A 20751-nucleotide genomic window follows, 5' to 3' on the forward strand; every position below is an offset into this window, starting at 1 on the left:
ACTAGTTAACTTTTCCCAGATTGCTATTTATTGTCGATGACAATAAATAAACCGAATTTGCTTGGCGACCATAGCATTATGGACCCACCTGATCCCATGCCGAACTCAGTAGTGAAACGTAATAGCGCCGATGGTAGTGTGGGGTCTCCCCATGTGAGAGTAGGACATCGCCAGGCTTCAAATTCGTTTTCACTTTTACAAAAAGTGAAGACAAAAAGTTAAGATATTCGTTTGAACTATGGATATCGGATAAAACGAAAGTTTTATCTCCGTGTGGAGCGGTAGTTCAGTTGGTTAGAATACCGGCCTGTCACGCCGGGGGTCGCGGGTTCGAGTCCCGTCCGCTCCGCCACTTATATTAAGCCCTAGTCGAAAGACTAGGGCTTTTTTTCGTTTGTAAGAAATGAATATGATAGTGGGGTAGTTTGTTTGGTTAAGATTTAAAATTGAGAAGCTTAACGGCTGGTCACGCTGGGATGCGCTGGTATTAGGTGTGGAACCTACCATTATTAAATAAAAAAGCCCCGCTATTACTAGCAGGGCTTAGAATATTCTTATTGTGACTATAGATTAGATAACAACTTTACCGTTTTTAACCGCTAGCGTATCGCCAGTTGGTTTTTTATCCATACGAATTGTGTCTTTGTCATCGCCTAGTTGGTAGGTTACATCATAGCCAATGGTTTGTTCTGTTTTGCTATTTTCTGTGTGACAACGTTTTTCCATTGTTGTTGTTGTATGGCCTTCTTGGTATTTACCTTGAGCCATATTACCAGCAACGCCACCGGCTACTGCACCAGCTACTGTTGCGACTTTCTTACCGTTACCACCACCAACTTGGTGTCCTAGTACACCACCGGCAACAGCACCGGCAAGCGTACCTAACACTTTATTTTCGTCTTTAGGAGCTACTTTATGAGTCACAGCAACTTGCTCACAGACTTGGTGTGGTGTTGTTACTGTTTTAGTGACGGCTTTTACTGATAAAACTTTTGCTTCTGTTGGTTCGCTAGCGTGAGATTTTTCATTACACCCTGTTAACGATAAGCTTGAAATAGCAACCAGTGCACTTAGACCCACAATCATATGTTTTTTCATTATATCTCTCCTTAATTTTATGAAGTCTATTCTCCTGATTCGTTCCTGTTTAATGACAGAGCGTTGTGATTTAAATGTAAGCTAATAGTAAAATATTGAATGGATCGGATGTTGTTGATTTAGCATATGGATGGAAATAGCTGGTTTTATTTTTTAATAAAGGACTAAAATAAGAAACTTAAATTGATTAAGTAAATATAAATCACTTTAAAATGAGGACTAAAATAACGCGGTTAATTATTATCATCACTGAGTGGGCTTGTTGGAATGAATAATTCAACAGAAATCCTTTTAGCCGATCAAGTCAAAGGTGTTATTAAAGAGAACTGGAATATCCTATTTCTCGCTATATTAATAGTTAGCATCGGTCAGCTTAGTTTAGGCTTAGTCTTTCCTTTGTTACCTTGGATCCATCTTGATTTTAAAATTAATCAAAATCTTGCGGAAGGACTGATTGTTAGTTATTTGATCGGATATGGTCCATCACAATTATTCTATGGGCCGTTATCTTATGTTTATGGGCGGCGTCATGTATTATTAATAGGTTTGTTGATATCTATCCTTGGTTTAGGAGTTATCTTAACTTTTCACCATGACTTTTCTATTTTGATTATAGGACGCTTTATTCAAGGTGTTGGTGGAGGGTGTGAATCAGTTATTGCACGTTCAATGCTACATGATAGCTATAAAAATAAATTCTTTTTATCAGCAATGACGGGACTATCTATTATTTCTGCTTTTACTCCTATATTTTCACCGATTATGGGAGGGTTAGTGAATCACCATTTTGGTTGGTTTGCGGTTTTTATTTGCTTGTTTATCTATACCGTTCTAGGTTTTCTCATTTTATTTTTCTATTTGCCTGAAACATTATCTACACCTCGTGTCTCTATTTCATTTATTCCTATATTTCAATATTATGGCTCCTTGCTAAAAGATAGATACTTTCTTTCTTATGCGATGATCGGTTGGGTTAACTGGGCACTTGTCATATTTACCGGTTCATTAGCGCCATTTATTTTAGAATCACAATTACATATTACTTCAGAAAATTATGCTTATTGGTCTATTATTCCTGCAGTGGCGTTTTTACTTGCAAGTACATTATGCTTTATATTGAGGAAGTCTTACGGTACGCACCATATTGTTTTTATTGCTCCTGTTATTCAATTGAGTGTGGTTATGATCTTTTTATCACAACCAATGTCACTATTAACGCTAACAATTGGCTTTATTGGTGTGGCTGTTGCTCAAGCGCTTATTTATCCCTGTTCCCAATCCTTATTATTGGTACCTTACAGTAATCAATTAGGAACAGTAAGTGCGCTCTCTGGTGGCGGACAAATGTTATTCTCAGCGATTTTTATTTTTATCGCATGGCAGCTTAATCTTGATAATTATTACTCACTTACAGCCATTATATTTATTACGTCTCTCATAGGGCTGCTTTTTGCCTTGCTGGGCAAGCGATCTATGGCAAGTGCATCACTAGAAAATGAATTATTTAAGCAATAAAAAATCGGGGAATTTTTTTTTCTTTATTACAATGTACATGCGTAAAGCAATAATAAAGATAATACTGCTCAAGGTTGCGACATCTGGGTTAATGTGGTGCTCAGTTTGGAGAATATATAAGTAACAGCCGATAATAACGGGACTGGCATAAAACTCCGTATTGTTAAACATGGTTGGACGGTTGGTGAGAATGTCACGTAGTACGCCACCAAATACCGCAGTGATCATCCCCATAGTGATCGCAACATAGGGCGCATAATGTTGAGCGGTCAGATCTTTAGTGACTAACACTGAGAACATGGAAATACCAATCGCATCCAGAGTTACAATAATACGTTCGACTTTTACGTGTCGTAAATGTGGAGCAAGGAAAAAACCTATAAAAGAGCTGAGTAATGCTGTCCAAAAATAGGATGGATCTCTTATCCAAAAAACCTGATTTGTGGATAGTATAATATCTCTTACGGTTCCGCCTCCGAGTGCTGTTACCCATCCAATCACCATGATGCTGACGATATCTTTACCTTTATTAGATTCACTGATCACGGCACTTAATGCGAAGGCAATAATACAAATAATTTCAATCGTGTGAATAAACATTTAAGCGCCTATAGTGTGGTGATTGATTTTATTATTAATTGAAAAATATTAGCATGTTAGATATTAAATGGGAGAGCAAATAGTGAAGTTAGTGTTTTCAATAATAGCAAAGGTCAGTATTAAACTAACCTTTGCTTTCATTGGTATCAGCGACCGCTATGATCAAAGTTTTGTGTATCATCAGCTGTACACTGCGCTGTCGGATGAGAGTTTAAAAAATCAAGCGAGCGTTGGAAGTCAGCAATTAATAAGCTAGCAAGGTCTACTGTAAAGCCTTGTTTAACTAAGATACGTTGTACCACAATATCTTTCGCGTTTGCAGGCAAGCTATAAGCAGGTACTAACCAGCCTCGAGTACGTAGGCGATCCGCTAAGTCATATAAGCTAAATGAAACGTTAGCATTATTTTTTAAGCGCCATGAAATGGCTGGAATACCTTTTTCACGATTGCCGTCAAACAAGAACTCAAACAGATCAAATTTGTTTAACTCTTTAACGAGGTATTCGCACACATCGTAACTTGCATCATGAATACGTTTGTAACCTTCATAACCTAAACGTAGAAAGTTGTAGTATTGTGCAATGATTTGTCCTGCTGGACGAGAGAAATTCAAGGCGAAAGTCGGCATGTCACCACCTAAGTAGTTAACATGGAATACTAAGCCTTCAGGTAAATCTTCTTTGCTACGCCATACAACCCAGCCAACGCCTAATGGCGATAAACCAAACTTGTGGCCAGAAGTACTGATTGATTTAACCCGCTCTAAGCGGAAATCCCAAGGTTCAATTTCTGTGGCACAAAATGGGGCTAGCATTGCGCCGCTTGCGCCGTCAACGTGGATATCAATCGAGTTACCAGTGTCATGCTCGTAAGTATCTAGTGCATCAGATAACGGTTTTACTGTTTCGTATAAACCGGTGAAAGTTTGACCGAAAGTCGGTACCACCATAATAGTGTTATCATCAACGAGTTCTAACATGTCTTCTGGGGTCATAAAATAATGACCGTCGTCCATTTTAGTTTCGCGCATTTCAACGTCCCAGTAGCGGGCAAATTTTTCCCAACAAACTTGGACAGGGCCACAGACCATGTTTGGTTTATCGGTTGGTTGACCAAGAGCACGACGTTTTTCACGCCAGCGCCATAGGGCAGCCAAACCACCTAGCATACAGGCTTCACTTGAACCTGTGGTTGAAGTTCCGACTGTTGTAACAGAATCAGGTGCATTCCATAAATCCGCTAACATATGAACACAACGACCTTCAATTTCAGCAGATTGAGGGTATTCATCTTTATCAATCATGTTCTTATCAATGGATAGATCCATTAATTTATGCACTTCATCTTCTTCCCATGTTTGGCAGAAGGTCGCAAGATTTTGACGTGCATTACCATCTAGGTAAAGTTCATCACGGATCATTTGATAGATCACTTTAGGTGCTTGTTCTTGCTGTGGTAGTTTGGTCGTTGCCGCAACGTTATGAATAGTATCTGAGCCATAGATTGGATCATTACCTGTTTTACGGTTTACTTCATGAAGAGCCATAATTTTTCCCTACCTTAGTGTTGCTTACTGCTAAATAAGTTCCAAGCCATTGCTTGAGTAACATGCTTAATCATTTGTTGACCACGGATACTGTTACCAAATGGGTCTAGTCGTGGCGAGAATGCAGCCAGTGCACCTACGTTTGGAATAACCGTTACTAAACCGCCGCCAACGCCACTCTTTGCTGGTAAACCGACATCATATGCCCAATCACCAGAAGTATCGTAAAGCCCTTCCATTACCATCTCTGCGAGAATGTGGGGAATGTTTTGAGGGTCAATCACCTGTTGACCTGAGCATGGGTTTTTACCACCATTGGCCAGTGTTGCGCCTACGGTGGCAAGTTCTACCGTATTAAAGAGGGTAGAACATTGGCGTGTATAAACATCACACGCTTCAAGTGGCTCTGAATACATACGCCCAGATGATTCTAATAACAATGCGATAGCACGGTTATGAGTATTGGTCGTTTGTTCAGACTGATTGACTTCGTCAGAGAGCGATATTTCGCTGTTTGCTAGCAGGGATTGAAAGTTCAAAATCTGCTGCCAGCGTTGCTCTTTATCTGTCGCTTTAACTAAGCTCACTGTTGCCATTGCACCGGCATTAACGAGAGGGGTTAGGGGTTTACCGTTATGGAGTTCAAGTGCCAAAACGGAATTAAATGGCATCCCTGTTGGTTCTGCACCGACTTTACTGTGCAGCGCATCGGCGCCTGATTGTTCAAGAACTAATCCAAGCGTCATAATTTTTGAGATAGATTCAATAGCAAATTTATAATCACAGTCTTGTAATTGAATAATCTCGCCAGTAACAGACACAAAGGCTAAGCCTGTAAGTTCTGACGGTACTGATGCAAGAAACGGAATATATGAGGCGTTTTCGCCGTCGTTATTCGTTTTTGCTTCATTCAGTGCTTGCTGCATAATGACAGCAAGCTTTTCATTTAGTGGTGGCATTTGACGCATCCTTAACTCTTATTGATTTAATGTATGAGTTACTTTGTCTGATGGATTGATCACACCTGGATGAGTATCTTCTATTTCCCAAGTAAAGGGTGCAAAGTCTGAGACTGTTGGATCTTTCCAGTGCGGTTTACGGGCTTTGTAGATGAATAATGGAACAGCTACAAATATCACCGTTAGTACCACTAAGAAGCCAATGTATTCTTCAGGGCTACCGACTGAAATTTGACTTGGTGGAATGAAAGAGAAGATGAATGCTAATAGTGAACCAGAAAAGCCAACACCAGCTATGATCCACATTCCCATATCACCACCAGGGATTTTGTATGGACGAGGGCGATTAGGTTGGCTGTAGCGTAAATGAATCGCTGCAGCAAACATTAATAAGTACATGATGAGGTAAAGAACGACCGTTAATTGACTTAGAATTTGATAAGCAGCTTGAACTGAAGGTAATACTACAAACACAGTAGAAATCATGGTCACTAAGAACGCTTGTGCCATCATGATATGGGTTGCCATACCATTTTTGTTGGTGTATTGCCAAAAGCGTGGTAAATAACCACCTTTAGCAACCACAAGTAATGCCGATGAAGGACCTGCAACCCAGCCAACAACTCCAGCAAGTACACCTAGCGCTAAACAAGCTGCCATAATTGGCGCAGCCCAGCTGATGCCAGCCCAAGCAAACATATCATTGTAAGCGACTAATAAACTTTGAGTTAAGCTGATGTCTTGTTGTGGAATAACAAATGCAATTGCCAGCGTGCCAAGTACGAATACACAGACAGTACCAATCGCAGCAATCGCAATCGCAATTGGGTAGTTACGCGGCGCATTATCAACTTCTTTAACGTGAATCGCGTTCATTTCCATACCGGCATAGAATAAGAAGATACTTGCCGCTAAAACTACGTTATTAAAGTTAGAAAAGTCAGGAATAATATCGTGCCAAGAAAGTTGAATTTGTGGTGGCTTACCTGAGAAGAATAGGTAAGAGAAACCTAAAATAATTAATACGATACCAGGAATAACAGTACCAATTAACCCGCCCCATTTAGCCACTTTAGAAAAGGCTGCAGTGCCGCGTAAAGCGATGAAAGTTGCGAGCCAATAAATGGCTAATACTATTCCTAGTACGAAGAATTTATTTTGAGATAATGCTTGATCCCATGATTTATCTGGACCCATAAATGCAAGTGAAACAGAGCCAAAAGTTAATGCGGTTGGAAACCAAACAGTCACTTCAATCCATAGCATGAAGATCGCAACTAACGCTATTCGAGCTCCAAAAGCTTCGCCGACCCAGCGGAATACACCGCCTTTTTCAGACCAACCTGTCGCAAGCTCAGCGGCAACTAATGATACAGGAACCAGAAATACTACGGCGGCAAAAATATAATAAAAAATGGAGCTTAATCCGTATTCAGCTTCTGCTGGAAGACCGCGCAAACTCACTACTGCAACAATGTTTAACATTGCGAGAGCGAAAATGCTGATCCCCCCTTTTTTCGTTTTAATTGAATTTGTCATTGTTAACCAACTTATATTTAGTGCATTAAACTAATATTACAATATGAAAAATTAATTCATGTTGTAATTATATGTGAGAAAAAACATCAATAGAGTAGTACGTAAATTAAGGTGGATAATTATTATTGTTTATATTTGTGGATTATATATCAATAATTAAAGTTAACTTTATGATATGAGAAGTATTATTGGAATTATGTTTGGTAATATTTTTCTAGTGGTCTATTATTAATTTTTTAGTGACTGTTTTTAGTGACTGTTTTTAGTGACTGTTTTTAGTGACTGTTTTTAGTGACTGTTTTTAGTGACTGTTTTTAGTGACTGTTTTTAGTGACTGTTTTTAGTGACTGTTTTTAGTGACTGTTTTTAGGTTATTTTATGGGAGGGTTTAAATTATTTATTAAGACTCTTTTTATTTGTTTTTATCTGCAGATAAGCTGAAGGGGCGATTGAAAGGTTACTTTGATAATATTAAAGAGAATTTGGCGATTAATAATAGTAGGCGATTTTGGTTTATTAATATTAGTTAAATAAAGGCTGGCAAAACCAGCCTTTATTTAAAATAGATGTAAATATAATTAGCGACCACTATGATCAAATGTTTTTACATCTTCAGCAGTGCATTTAGCTTGTGCATGTGTATTTAGAAAATCAATTGAACGTTTAAAGTCAGCAATCAATAAATTAGCTAAATCAATCGTTAGACCTTGTTTAACTAAGATACGTTGTACCACAAGATCTTGCGCGTTTGCAGGTAAGCTATAAGCAGGCACTAACCAGCCACGAGTCCGTAGACGATCTGCTAAGTCATATAGGCTAAATGAAACATCAGCATCATTTTTTAAGCGCCATGAAATTGCTGGAATACCTTTTTCACGGTTACCGTCAAACAAGAATTCAAACAGATTAAATTTGTTTAACTCTTTGACGAGGTATTCGCATACATCGTAACTTGCATCATGAATACGTTTGTAGCCTTCATAACCTAAACGTAGGAAGTTGTAGTATTGCGCAATGATTTGTCCTGCAGGGCGAGAGAAATTCAAGGCGAAAGTCGGCATGTCACCACCTAAGTAGTTAACATGGAATACTAAGCCTTCAGGTAAATCTTCTTTACTACGCCATACAACCCAGCCAACGCCTAATGGCGATAAACCAAACTTGTGGCCAGAAGTACTGATTGATTTAACTCGCTCTAAGCGGAAATCCCAAGGTTCAATTTCTGTGGCACAAAATGGAGCTAGCATTGCGCCGCTTGCGCCGTCAACGTGGATATCAATCGAGTTACCAGTGTCATGCTCGTAAGTATCTAGTGCATCAGATAACGGTTTTACTGTTTCGTATAAACCGGTGAAAGTTTGACCGAAAGTCGGTACCACCATGATAGTGTTTGCATCGACAAGTTCTAACATGTCTTCTGGGGTCATACAGTAATGACCATCAGCCATCTTTGTTTCGCGCATTTCAATGTCCCAGTAGCGGGCAAATTTTTCCCAACAAACTTGGACAGGGCCACAGACCATGTTTGGTTTATCGGTTGGTTGACCTAGTGCACGACGTTTTTCACGCCAGCGCCATAAGGCAGCCAAACCACCTAGCATACAGGCTTCACTTGAGCCTGTAGTTGAGGTACCAACTGTAGTTACTGATTCTGGTGAATTCCATAAATCCGCTAAAATATGAACACAGCGACCTTCTATTTCAGCAGACTGAGGGTATTCATCTTTATCAATCATGTTCTTATCAATGGATAGATCCATTAATTTATGCACTTCATCTTCTTCCCATGTTTGGCAGAAGGTTGCAAGGTTTTGACGTGCATTACCATCAAGGTAAAGTTCATCACGGATCATTTGATAGATCACGTTAGGTGCTTGTTCTTGCTGTGGTAGCTTGGTAGTTGCCGCAACGTTATGAATAGTATCTGAGCCATAGATTGGATCATTACCAGTTTTACGTGTTACTTCATGAAGAGCCATAATTTTCTTCCTACCTTAGTGTTGCTTACTGTTAAACAAGTTCCAGCCCATAGTTTGAGCGACATGTTTGATCATTAATTGTCCGCGTACGCTATTACCAAATTGGTCGATACGAGGTGAGAATGCAGCCAGTGCACCTACGTTTGGAATAATGGTAACTAAACCACCACCAACACCACTTTTTCCTGGTAAACCAACATCATAAGCCCAGTCGCCCGATGTGTCGTAAAGCCCTTCCATCATCATTTCAGCTAAGATATGAGAGGCATTTTCAGGGCTAACAAGCTGTTGTCCTGAAATTGGGTTTTTACCGCCATTAGCATACGTAGCCCCTACTATTGCCAATTCAACAGTATTGAATAGCGTCGAACACTGACGAGTGTAAACATCACACGCTTCAAGTGGATCAGAGTAGATACGGTTTGATGATTCTAGTAACAAAGCAATTGCGCGATTATGGGCGTTGGTTGTTTGCTCTGACTGATTAACATCCTCTGAAAGCTCAATGTTTTCGCCAGCTAGCGCTGATTGAAACGCCAGAATTTTCTGCCAGCGTTGTTCTTTATCATCAGCTTCAATTAGGCTTACCGTTGCCATTGCACCTGCATTGACAAGCGGTGTTAGTGGCTTACCGTTATGGAGTTCAAGCGCCATCACTGAATTAAACGGTAAGCCCGTTGGTTCAGCACCGACTTTACTGTGAATGGCATCTGCACCTGATTGTTCTAGTGCTAACCCTAATGTCATGATCTTTGAGATAGATTCAATGGCATATTTATAGTCAACATCTTGGATTTTAATGACTTCGCCGGTGACAGAGACGAAAGCCAATCCACATAAATCAGATGGAACCGATGCTAGGAACGGGATGTAAGAAGCATTAGCGCCATCTTTGTTGCCTTTATGCAAATCAAACGCTTGTTGCATAACGGCAGCGACATCTTTTTTACAACACGACATATTCATTTCCTTACTGATTCAATGTGTGAGTAACTTTGTCTGATGGGTTAATTACACCTGGATGAACGTTTTCAATTTCCCAAGTGAATGGCGCAAAGTCTGTAACCGCTGGATCTTTCCAGTGAGGTTTGCGGGCTTTGTAGATAAATAGCGGAACAGATACAAAGATGATGGTTAGCACAACTAAGATACCTACGTATTCTTGAGGGCTACCGACAGAGATCTGACCGGGTGGAATGAATGAGAAGATGAAGGCAGTTAAAGAGCCAACAAAACCTACGCCACCAACAAACCACATACCACCATTACCCCCTGGGATTTTGAATGCACGTGGGCGGTTTGGTTGGCTATAACGTAAGTGAATGGCAGCAGCAAACATTAATAGGTACATCACAAGATATAAGATCACTGTAAGCTGACTTAAGATCTGATAAGCCGCTTGTACAGAAGGAAGTACCACAAATACGACTGATAGAGCAGTAACAAGTAGACCTTGCATCAACATGATATGTGATGCCATGCCGTGTTTGTTTGTGTATTGCCAAAAACGAGGTAAGTAACCGCCTTTTGCCACCACAAGTAGCGCTGAAGAAGGACCAGCAACCCAACCAACAACCCCCGCTAGTACACCTAGAGCTAAACAACCAGCCATGACAGGGGCAGCCCAGCTAATACCAGCCCAAGCGAACATGTCATCGTAAGTAACAAGTAAGCTTTGAGTTAAGCTAATGTCTTTTTGAGGAATAACAAACGCAATAGCTAATGTACCGAGTACGAATACACATACCGTACCAAGTGCAGCAATACCGATCGCGATAGGGTAGTTACGTGGCGCATCATCAACTTCTTTAACGTGAATAGCGTTCATTTCCATACCGGCGTAGAACAAGAAGATGCTGGCAGCAAGAACAACATTATTAAAGTTAGAGAAGTCAGGAATGAGTTTATCCCAGCCTAATTGAATTTGTGGCGTATTACCGGCGAAGAAATAAGAAAAGCCTAATACAATTAATACGATACCAGGAATAACAGTACCAATTAAACCGCCCCACTTAGCGACTTTAGAGAAAGCTTCAGTACCACGTAGAGCAATGAAAGTGGCTATCCAATAAATAGCGAGAACAATGGCAAGTACGAAGAATTTATTTTCTGATAGGGCTTGGTCAAAGGTATGGTTAGGTCCCATAAAGGCAAGGGAAACAGAACCGAATGTTAGTGCTGTTGGGAACCAAACGGTCACCTCAATCCACAACATAAAAATAGCAACAAGCGCCAGTTTTGGACCAAATGCTTCACCTACCCAGCGGAAGATACCACCTTTTTCCGACCAACCTGTTGCGAGCTCTGCGGCAACCAGTGATACAGGAATAAGAAAAACAACCGCAGCAAAAATATAATAAAAGATTGAACTTAAACCATATTCCGCTTCAGCAGGAAGACCACGTAAACTCACCACGGCAACAATGTTTAACATTGCTAAGGCAAATACGCCGATCCTCCCTTTATTTATTTTGTCGTTACTAGCCATAAAAACCTACTTATATTTCCATATTTAACATGCGTGGGTTAGGTGTCCTTGTAGGCGTATAACATTTTAATAAACGTTATATGGAGACAGGTGTTACCTAATGGCAAGAAAAGTAGCATCAAGCATTTGCATTTAACATTCCTAAAAAAAATACTTTAAGTTGCAAATATTAATGTTGTTTTAATGAATAAAAAGAGTAGAAGTGGTTGTTTTTTATGCTTATCTAAATTAAATGAGCGCTTATTAGAAATAGAATAAATAAATTTACTTGATAGCATTAATCGGTCTATGAGATTCTAAGTTTAAGGATTTAATAGATGGATAATATAGTGAAATTCTTTTTTCAACGCAGTGAAACGGACTCTGAAATACGTATAGAACTGAAGACCGCCCCTTTTTATTTGTTATTAGCAATGATTGCTGGCTGGTTAGCTATTAGTTTTATTTTGAAATCTAATGAGGCTGGTTCAATCTTTTTACCGGTACTTATAGGTTTTATCATGTTGCGATTTTTTGCTTTAATTAAAGCGCAGAAAGAAGTACTAGGGGCGATGAAAGATCGTCGACTAACGACTCAAGGTAGTAAGTTTTCTTTTAATAATCCGTTTATTTATATTATTAAAAAGAAAGTAGATAACACTAAACCAGAAAAATAAGTATTAATCTTTTAAAAAAAAGCGGCTCACTAAAATAGTGAGCCGCTTTTTTTTATCGATTATCTATCGACAATAAAATTAGTTATTGCTGTGTAATTCGCTGTTTAGCTCAATCGCAGTTTTGTTGGTTAGACATTCGATTTGACCTGTCATAGAGTTACGACGGAACAGTAGATCAGGCTTACCAGCAAGATCGCGCGCTTTAACCACTTCTACAGGCTTACCGTTAGCATCAAGCATTTGTACTTTAGAGCCAGCAGTTACATATAGACCAGATTCGATAGTACAACGATCCCCCATAGGGAAACCAAGACCCGCGTTGGCACCTAGTAGGCTGTTTTCACCGATAGAAACCACTACTTTACCACCACCAGAAAGGGTACCCATGATAGATGCACCACCACCGATATCAGAGCCATCACCCACAACAACACCTGCAGAGATACGGCCTTCGACCATACTTACGCCAGTAGTACCTGCGTTAAAGTTGATGAAACCTTCGTGCATAACTGTCGTACCTTCACCCACGTGTGCGCCAAGACGTACACGAGATGTATCAGCAATACGAACACCTGTTGGTACCACGTAGTCCACCATTTTAGGGAATTTATCAACACAATCGACAGTGATCGTTTCACCGTTTAAACGGGCTTCCATTTGACGATCAGCAAGCTCAGGAAGATCAATTGGACCTTTGTTTGTCCATGCGATGTTGTGCAGTAAGCCGAAGATACCGTCAAGCACAACGCCATGAGGTTTCACTAAACGGTGCGAGATAAGTTGCAGCTTTAAGAAACCTTCAGCAACAGATGATGGAGCGAGATCTGTTTTTAGCATCACCATAACAAGCGGCTGAGAAGACAGTGTTGCTTTTGCTGCAAACTGTGCACTTACTTCATCGTCAGCATCTTCAAATGCAGAAGCGATAGCTGCACATTGTTCTGGTGTTACTTCAATCGCTTGGTTGCCGCCACGGTAGCCAACAATCGTCGCAATATCTTTTACTAATTGTTCTGATGGATGAAGCGTTGGGGTTGGGAAAAACGCTTCAATGATTTTTCCATCACGGTTTTTAGTGGCTGTACCTAGGGCAAGTGAAAAGCTAGACATGGTTACCTGTTCTCCATTACAAAAAATGTGATGTTAAATACACCTTACAGTAAGGTGGAACATCAAGATAAGCCCGAGAAATCATTTGCAACGAGCAGATAACTCCCGATTAATAAAACCATAATAAAGACACTTGGTAAGATATAGAAGAGCCGAAAGAAAAATCAGAGCAAAATGATGTTTTTTTTACGAATCTGTTGGCTTAAAAGAAGGGAATAGCCCTTTAAGATGGGACAAATTACTGGCTGATATTTGCTGTAGAATTGAGTTTTTATTGCTGAGTTATAAAAAAACCTCCAGTGAGGAGGCTTTCAACAGCGAACGGGATAATTTTAAAAATTATGCTGCGTCTTCTTGCTCTGGGGTATCAGCAACAACTTCAGGTTTTGCGACCTTCTTTTTTGCTACTGGTTTTGCTTTTTTCGCGCCTAACGCAATTAATACTTCTTCACGCTTTTGCGCTAAGAACATAGATAGTTCTTCTTGCTTGGCTTCATCTTCGAAAAGCTCACTTTCGCTAAGTAAAGTAAACATCTCGTCAGCCATATCTAGCATTTTGTCGTATGCGTCGGCTTCGGATTTAGAGGTGAAAGTCATCTTTTCTTCTCCGTTGCGCTCAACTACATATTTGACGATAACAGCCATGGTCATCCTCTCCGAAATTGATTTACTGGCTGTTTATACAGTAGCATACTAGCTTCGTCCAGTGCTAAGCGTGTTAATGTGATGACCAAAGAAAAATTTGACCAAATTTACATCAGAGCAGCAGAAAGAAAAGGGGGCGATATCGCATTAGAACAGCGATTATCACTGCCACTTAGTTGCAATGAATTAAAAGCGATCACAGATGATCGGTGGCTTGCGTGTTTAACTCAAAAAATCTTTCAGTGCGGGATTCGCTGGCAGGTTGTACGCAATAAATGGGCTGGCTTTGAAGAGGTATTTTTTGGTTTTAATATTGAAAAAATGGGTTTAATGCCTGAGGAAATGTGGGAACGTAAAGCGCAAAATCCCGAAATTATTCGTGATTTAAAGAAGGTAATGACGATCCCTGAAAACGCCAATATGATCCACCGTGCAGCAGTCGAGCATGGCTCATTTGCCAATATGGTTGCCGAGTGGCCAGAGCAAGATATCGTTGGCTTATGGTTGTACTTAAAAAAACATGGCAAACGTCTAGGCGGCAAAACTGGTGCTTATAGTTTACGTGCGATGGGTAAAGACAGTTTCTTGTTTACCAAAGATGTGGAAAGTTATTTGCGTCATACGGATATTGTGGATGGTGGACGAGACACATTAAAATCATGGCGAAATGCGCAACATGCGTTTAATGATTGGCAACAAGAATCTGGCCGATCATTAACTGAGATCAGCCAAATCATTGCTTACAGTGTGGGTGATAATCGTGTTTAACTGACCTCTTTAAGACGAGTATGACGGTTAATCAAATGTCCATTGCTGGCTAAATTGAATAAAAGATTCTAGCAATGGACTTTGGTACTTTTCTTTATGGAAAATCAGCCAATATTGGCGGCGCATATCTAATGGCATTGGCAGTAATACAATGCGCTTTTCTTCAACTGCATGTAATGCCGCACGTTGTGAAATACAGGTGATCCCAAGTCCTGCGGAAACACTATTGATGATCGCTTCTGTAGTATTTAGCTCAAAAGCTGGCGTCCAATGCTCTAAACGTGGCGCTAAGCGATTTAAGAAAAACTCACGTGTGCCAGAGCCTGTTTCGCGCAGAACCCATTCAGAATCTTCCAGATCAGATAAGCGTAATGCTTCAATTTTTGTCAGTGGATGATTAGGATGACAAGCCACCACCATATTATCTTCGAGCCACGGCTGCACAATAAGATCTGGGTGCTGTACTTTACCTTCAACAAAACCCACATCTAATTCAAATTCAGTGAGTTTCTGACATACTTGCGCGGTGTTAGAAATAAACAGTTTTTGGTGACGATGTTGGGTCGCTGAGCGGAAATCTCGAATTAAAAAAGGTGTTAGCTGATTGCCTACAGTATCACTTGAACCGATTTTTAGCTCACCAGCAATAACATCGTCTTGATCAAACAGTTTTTCGATAGTGTTAGAACGCGCTAACAGTTCGTCAGCCAAAGGCAGTAGTTTCTTACCTTGTTCGTTGATCAGTAAGCGGTTGTTGTTGCGATCAAACAGTTTATGATCAAGCTGCTTTTCTAGCTCAGACAATGCCATGCTCACTGCTGGCTTGGATAGAAATAACTTTTCTGCGGCTGCGGTAATGGTACGTTCTTGGGCAACGGTTACGAAAACTTTCAATTGTTTTAGCGCTATATTCATAACTATCCTTTGTTGAAAACTCATTGTGCAAGGTCGTTATTTATCATTAATGACGGTAAAATTTCGCCTTTAAAATATTGGTTAAGTTTAACTTAACATGTGGTTAAATATATTCAGATATTCTAAAACAATCAAGCTGGATATACTTAGTTACATCAAAAGAAACAAACAATTCGCTAAGAGCTATCAGATAAAGGCGGAGAGAGAACATGATTAAGACGACGAAAAGAAAAGTAGCAGGGGCGCCAACGCCTATGGCAGGTTTAGCACTCGGTATTGGTAGTGTTTTATGGTGCTGGGAAAATGGTGCCACACTTCATGGTTATGCACAAATGACAGGTGCAGTCATTGCGGCATTGATGCTACTCGTTTTAGTTGCAAAATTTATATTCCATCCAAAATTATTATGGGGTGATTTATCTCACCATGTAGTGGGTAGTGTTGTACCAACATTTGCGATGGCATTAATGGTGGTATCAAAAGCGATTGGTTTATATGTATCAGCGCAAGCAGGTGCTTACCTTTGGTTATTCGCGGTAATTTTACACGTTATTTTCTTAACACTATTTATTTACCACCGTGCATGTGACTTCCATCTTCACCACATGGTGCCAAGTTGGTTTGTACCGCCAATCGGTATTATTGTTGCTGATGTGTCGTTCCCAGGTATTGCAGAGCTACACCCATTAGCAAACGTATTGTTAATCTTTGGTATGTTGTCATACGCAGTCATGCTTCCAATGATGATTTACCGCTTTATGTTCCGTGATGAAGTGCCAGATGCTGCAAAACCAACCATTGCGATTATGGCAGCGCCTGCTAGCCTATCACTCGCAGGTTATTTAACAGTAACGGCAAACCCATCACCAGTAGTGGTTGCATTACTAGCCGGTATTGCAGTATTGATGACAGCGGTAATTTACTTAGCTTTCTTCCGTTTATTACGCTTAGAGTTCAGCCCAGGTTACGCAGCTTTTACGTTCCCAATGGCAATTGGTGCAACAGCACTATTTAAAACTGCAGCGTGGATGAAAAATTACGGCTTTGATGCTCACTATGTGGCACAAGTTCACGGTCTAGCAACCATTGAGCTTTATATCGCAACGATTATCATTGGCTATGTAGCAATTCGTTATTTAGCATTTTATCGTCCATTCGGACTTCTTAAAAATAACAGTGAACACTGTCCACAAAATGTCTGATAGCGATGGTAATACAGGCAGATGAGTTAAGATTATTTGCCTGTACTATCACTGATGTTTTGTGTGTTGCCCGATCGAAAGATCGGGCTTTTTTTGTTTTAGGGCTAAGACAATATTGTTAATATTTCTGCCTGTATGTATTTACAGTGTTCAATTCATGGTAGACAATTTAGTTATTCATCACCTGCTGTGAGATACCTTAGTGTTTACCGTCTACCATTCAAATCAACTAGACTTGCTTAAATCTTTGCTGGTGGAGCTTATTAAGCTAAAGCCATTAGCCAATCCATTTGAAAAAGAACAGATTCTGGTACAAAGTCCAGGAATGTCGCAATGGTTAAAAATGGAATTAGCAAAGTCATTGGGTGTGGCTGCTAATATCGATTTTCCACTGCCAGCGACCTTTATTTGGAAGATGTTTACCCAGGTCCTCGCTGATGTACCAGAGCGCAGTGCATTTAACAAAGAAGCGATGACGTGGAAGTTAATGCAAGTGCTACCAGCACAGTTTGAGCAACCTGAATTTGAAGCGCTACAGCGGTATTTAGACGGTGATGACGACAATTTAAAGTGCTATCAGTTAGCTGAAAAAATTGCCGATATTTTTGACCAATATTTAGTGTATCGCCCTGAGTGGATCCAACAATGGGAAGCGGGGGAAGTTGTCGCTGAATTAGAAGATGAGCATCCTTGGCAGCCTATTTTATGGCAAGCACTGTATGATCAAACCTTGGCACTTGGACAATCGCCTTATCATCGTGCCAACTTGTACGAACACTTTATTGAAACGCTACAAAACTACAACGCATCACAAGGTAAAGAAGCATTAATAGCAGCAGGCTTACCGCAGCGTTTATTTGTGTTTGGTATCTCATCATTACCCCCACGTTATCTAGATGCACTTGCTGCTATTGGTGAGCATATTGATGTGCATTTAATGTTTACTAACCCTTGTCGTTATTATTGGGGAGATATTCGCGATCGTAAACACCTTGCGCGACTCGCTGCCAGTAAGCGGGTCAAACTTCATAATATCGAAGAGCAACAAGATATTGATGCCACGATTGAAGTACTAAAAGACAACGATGAAAGCCACTATGATGATGAGATGCAAAATGGCATGGTCGGTAATAGCTTATTAGCCTCTATGGGTAAGCTTGGTCGCGATAACATGTATTTGTTATCGGAGATGCAAATTAACGAAGTGGATGCCGGTTTCGTTGATATTGAATCAGATACTTTATTACATGCCATTCAAGCTGACATCTTAAACTTGGTTGATCGCCAAGATGATACCCAATTAGATTCTAGCGAGCATAAATTCCCAATTGCTGCAGATGATAACTCACTCTCTATTCATGCATGTCATAGCCCAATGCGTGAAGTTGAAGTGCTTCACGACAAGCTGTTAGCGATGTTTGAGGCAAACCCTGATCTGAAACCACGTGATGTGATCGTGATGGTGGCTGACATCAATGCCTACAGCCCCGCCATCCAAGCGGTATTTGGTAATGCGCCGGGTAACCGTTATATTCCATTTTCGATTTCTGACCGAACCGCAGAGCAAGAAAACCCAATATTGTTGGCGTTTTTACGTTTATTAACTTTGCCTGATAGTCGCTGTCATGCTTCTGAACTGTTAGAGCTATTAGAAGTGCCTGCGGTGATGAATAAGTTTGGTTTTGATAGCCAAAGCTTTGAGAAAGTAAAACAGTGGATCGAAGAAGCGGGAGTTCGCTGGGGCTTAGATCAGCATACATCGAGCCAATTTAATCTTCCTGAGCAGATGCAAAATACTTGGCTGTTTGGTATTCAGCGCATGCTGTTAGGTTATGCCATGCCCCATAATACTGGTTTGTTTGAAGGCATTTCTGCTTACGATCAAGTACAGGGGATTGATGCGGAGTTAGCTGGGCAGTTAGCTGGCTTTATTGATTGCTTAATTAGTTACCGTGAAGTGTTAGCACAGCCACATTTGGTGACAGAGTGGGCGGATACACTTAACCAAATGCTGGATGATTTTTTTGCGGTGGAATTAGAAGGCGAACTGGTTCTTAAATCTATTCGCGATAACTTACACCGCTTGCACGAACAACTCGATGATGCGGGTTATAAAGGTGAGATCACACCAGCAGTGCTAACTCAATATTTACGCGATAAGTTATCGGGTGAGCGAGTAAGCCAACGCTTCCTTGCTGGACAAGTGAATTTTTGTACCTTAATGCCAATGCGTTCGATCCCCTTTGATGTGGTGTGCTTGCTTGGCATGAATGATGGTGCTTACCCTCGAAATATTGCCCCTGAAGGGTTTGATTTAATGAATGGTCGCACTAAAGCGGGCGATCGTTCTCGTCGTGATGATGACCGTTATCTTTTCCTTGAAGCATTATTATCAGCGCAAGAAACCTTATATATCAGCTACGTGGGTCGCTCAATTCAAGACAACGCAGAAAAAATTGCGTCTGTGCTAGTCAGTGAGCTGGTGGAATATTGTCAGCAAGGTTATTGCTTAGAGGGGGATGAATCTCTTCCTGTCGATCAATCAGCCGAAAACATTAAACAAAAACTGATTGAGCACCATCCCTTAGTGCCATTTAGTCCGAGTGCTTTTATCGGGAGTAATAGCAGTTATGCCATTGAATGGCTACCCGCTGCTGCTCGTGAAGGGCAAGCGAGCCAACCTTTCCAATTAGGTGAACTTCCTCCAGAACCGATTGCCGATGATCAACAACAAGTATTAGAGCTTGCTGAGTTGCAGCGTTTCTGGCGTTTACCGGTACGTTATTTCTTTAACCGTCGTCTGAAAGTCTACTTTGAGCCGCCAATGGGATTATTGGAAGATGATGAACCGTTTGTGCTGAATCATCTTGAAAGTTATCACGTTAAAGATGAGCTATTAGCATTATTGCTTGATGCTCAAATGACCAATAAAGATCCGGATCAGATCTTCAGTCATTTCGCTCAAGAGCAAAAAGCAGCGGGCAAGTTACCTGTAGCGGCATTTGGTGATATTGATTTAGATGCCAGTCGTCTAGCAGTACGTGAGTTAGTTAGCCAGATTGAGCCATTAATTCATGCGCCATTAGATGATCAGGAAGTGGCAATAACACTAACGATAAATGGTCATGCCGTATTACTTCAAGGTTGGCTGAAACAGCGCTATCAATCAGGTTTAATGCGTTTTCGTAGTGGTAAAGTGCGCTCGGTAGATTTACTCGCGGCTTGGTGTGATCACTTATGTTTAGCGATTAGCCAGCCAGAATTGAACCAGAAAACACATATTATTGGTACCGATAAGCACCTTGTCATTAATGCGATCGAAGCGAGTAAAGCACAAGGTTATTTACAAGAGCTTATCGAGTTGTATTACCAAGGTTTGAATCAACCTTTAGCGTATTTTCCGAAAACAGCACATGCAGGTATTCAAGCGTGTGTTGATAAGCAAGGTAACTGGAAAGACGATGAACAAACCATCGAGAAAGCCTACAGCAAAATGGCAGATTGTTTTAACGATGGTTACTTCTTTGCAGGTGAAGGCGCGGATGAATACATCAATCGAGTATGGACACATTGGAATGATGAACTTGCACAGAATAGCTATGTGTTGGCACTGAAAGTACTACAGGCTGCAGTATTAAATAGTGAAGAAGTAAAGCCGGAATAAGGGGTAGTGTGGCCGCCAGCAAATCATTATTAGTTGTAGGGTGCTTGCTGTACGGCCACCGGTCCA

16 protein-coding genes, 1 tRNA gene and 1 rRNA gene are annotated in these 20751 nt (G+C 40.6%); 7 read left to right on the top strand and 11 right to left on the bottom strand.

The genetic code is table 11. The features are described 5' to 3' along the window. Positions 1 to 60: 60 nt before the first annotated feature. Positions 61 to 176: ribosomal RNA gene (rrf, locus tag C9J42_RS16955) — 5S ribosomal RNA — on the top strand. Between the two features lie 99 nt (positions 177 to 275). Then, positions 276 to 352 (top strand) — tRNA-Asp (locus tag C9J42_RS16960). Positions 353 to 570: 218 nt separating this feature from the next. Here the strand turns inward: C9J42_RS16960 and C9J42_RS16965 are convergent. Next, the gene (locus tag C9J42_RS16965; RefSeq protein ID WP_107207758.1) at positions 571 to 1098 is read right to left on the bottom strand and encodes a glycine zipper 2TM domain-containing protein; all 528 of its coding nucleotides are present in this window, start codon (positions 1096 to 1098) and stop codon (positions 571 to 573) included. Positions 1099 to 1365: 267 nt separating this feature from the next. Between C9J42_RS16965 and C9J42_RS16970 the strand changes: the two genes are divergently transcribed. Beyond that, positions 1366 to 2613, top strand: coding sequence for an MFS transporter (locus C9J42_RS16970; protein WP_107207757.1), 1248 nt, complete (start codon positions 1366 to 1368; stop codon positions 2611 to 2613). Here C9J42_RS16970 and C9J42_RS16975 read toward each other — a convergent pair. The 7 genes from C9J42_RS16975 to gadC (C9J42_RS17005) all read right to left on the bottom strand — a co-directional run bounded on the left by C9J42_RS16975 (position 2599) and on the right by gadC (C9J42_RS17005) (position 11725). Further along, entirely contained in the window at positions 2599 to 3213 is a 615-nt protein-coding gene (locus tag C9J42_RS16975; RefSeq protein WP_107207756.1) for a trimeric intracellular cation channel family protein, read from the bottom strand. The two genes, C9J42_RS16970 and C9J42_RS16975, sit on opposite strands and share 15 nt — an antisense overlap. Before the next feature lie 146 nt (positions 3214 to 3359). Then, positions 3360 to 4760 carry a glutamate decarboxylase gene (locus tag C9J42_RS16980; protein ID WP_107207755.1) on the bottom strand — a complete coding sequence of 467 codons (1401 nt, stop codon included), beginning with the start codon at positions 4758 to 4760 and terminating at the stop codon, positions 3360 to 3362. Positions 4761 to 4774: 14 nt separating this feature from the next. Next, positions 4775 to 5719, bottom strand: a complete 945-nt coding sequence (glsA, locus tag C9J42_RS16985) for a glutaminase A (protein ID WP_107207760.1) — start codon at positions 5717 to 5719, stop codon at positions 4775 to 4777. Positions 5720 to 5737: 18 nt separating this feature from the next. Further along, a complete protein-coding gene (gene gadC, locus C9J42_RS16990; protein WP_107207754.1) occupies positions 5738 to 7258 on the bottom strand; it encodes a putative glutamine/gamma-aminobutyrate antiporter GadC in 1521 nt (506 codons plus the stop codon). Between the two features lie 578 nt (positions 7259 to 7836). Next, entirely contained in the window at positions 7837 to 9237 is a 1401-nt protein-coding gene (locus C9J42_RS16995) for a glutamate decarboxylase (protein WP_107302205.1), read from the bottom strand. Positions 9238 to 9252: 15 nt separating this feature from the next. Then, positions 9253 to 10197: a glutaminase A gene (glsA, locus tag C9J42_RS17000; protein WP_107302206.1), complete on the bottom strand. Its 945-nt coding sequence runs from the start codon at positions 10195 to 10197 to the stop codon at positions 9253 to 9255. A 10-nt stretch (positions 10198 to 10207) separates the two neighbouring features. Further along, positions 10208 to 11725 (bottom strand): putative glutamine/gamma-aminobutyrate antiporter GadC, encoded by a 1518-nt coding sequence (gene gadC, locus C9J42_RS17005; RefSeq protein WP_107247502.1) that lies wholly within the window; start codon positions 11723 to 11725, stop codon positions 10208 to 10210. A 317-nt stretch (positions 11726 to 12042) separates the two neighbouring features. Here gadC (C9J42_RS17005) and C9J42_RS17010 point away from each other — a divergent pair, with 317 nt between their 5' ends. Continuing rightward, complete coding sequence (locus C9J42_RS17010) at positions 12043 to 12381, top strand: hypothetical protein (protein ID WP_107207751.1); 339 nt, start codon at positions 12043 to 12045, stop codon at positions 12379 to 12381. Between the two features lie 78 nt (positions 12382 to 12459). Here C9J42_RS17010 and dapD read toward each other — a convergent pair whose 3' ends face one another. Together dapD and C9J42_RS17020 are read right to left on the bottom strand one after the other, a co-directional pair. Beyond that, a complete protein-coding gene (dapD, locus tag C9J42_RS17015) occupies positions 12460 to 13491 on the bottom strand; it encodes a 2,3,4,5-tetrahydropyridine-2,6-dicarboxylate N-succinyltransferase (protein ID WP_005371559.1) in 1032 nt (343 codons plus the stop codon). Positions 13492 to 13830: 339 nt separating this feature from the next. Continuing rightward, positions 13831 to 14136 (bottom strand): YebG family protein, encoded by a 306-nt coding sequence (locus tag C9J42_RS17020; protein ID WP_107207750.1) that lies wholly within the window; start codon positions 14134 to 14136, stop codon positions 13831 to 13833. Positions 14137 to 14217: 81 nt separating this feature from the next. On the opposite strand from C9J42_RS17020, the gene C9J42_RS17025 reads away from it, so the two are divergent. Continuing rightward, positions 14218 to 14904 carry a DNA-3-methyladenine glycosylase I gene (locus tag C9J42_RS17025; RefSeq protein WP_107207749.1) on the top strand — a complete coding sequence of 229 codons (687 nt, stop codon included), beginning with the start codon at positions 14218 to 14220 and terminating at the stop codon, positions 14902 to 14904. Positions 14905 to 14931: 27 nt separating this feature from the next. Here C9J42_RS17025 and C9J42_RS17030 read toward each other — a convergent pair whose 3' ends face one another. After that, positions 14932 to 15819, bottom strand: coding sequence for a LysR substrate-binding domain-containing protein (locus tag C9J42_RS17030; protein ID WP_107247503.1), 888 nt, complete (start codon positions 15817 to 15819; stop codon positions 14932 to 14934). Positions 15820 to 16028: 209 nt separating this feature from the next. Between C9J42_RS17030 and C9J42_RS17035 the strand changes: the two genes are divergently transcribed. Both C9J42_RS17035 and recC read left to right on the top strand, forming a co-directional pair. Beyond that, positions 16029 to 17021 (top strand): TDT family transporter, encoded by a 993-nt coding sequence (locus C9J42_RS17035; RefSeq protein WP_107207747.1) that lies wholly within the window; start codon positions 16029 to 16031, stop codon positions 17019 to 17021. Positions 17022 to 17223: 202 nt separating this feature from the next. Beyond that, positions 17224 to 20685 (top strand): exodeoxyribonuclease V subunit gamma, encoded by a 3462-nt coding sequence (gene recC / locus C9J42_RS17040; RefSeq protein WP_107302207.1) that lies wholly within the window; start codon positions 17224 to 17226, stop codon positions 20683 to 20685. Positions 20686 to 20751 lie beyond the last annotated feature (66 nt).

It is taken from the genome of Photobacterium sp. GB-56 (genome assembly GCF_003026105.1).
Classification (GTDB): Bacteria; Pseudomonadota; Gammaproteobacteria; order Enterobacterales; family Vibrionaceae; genus Photobacterium.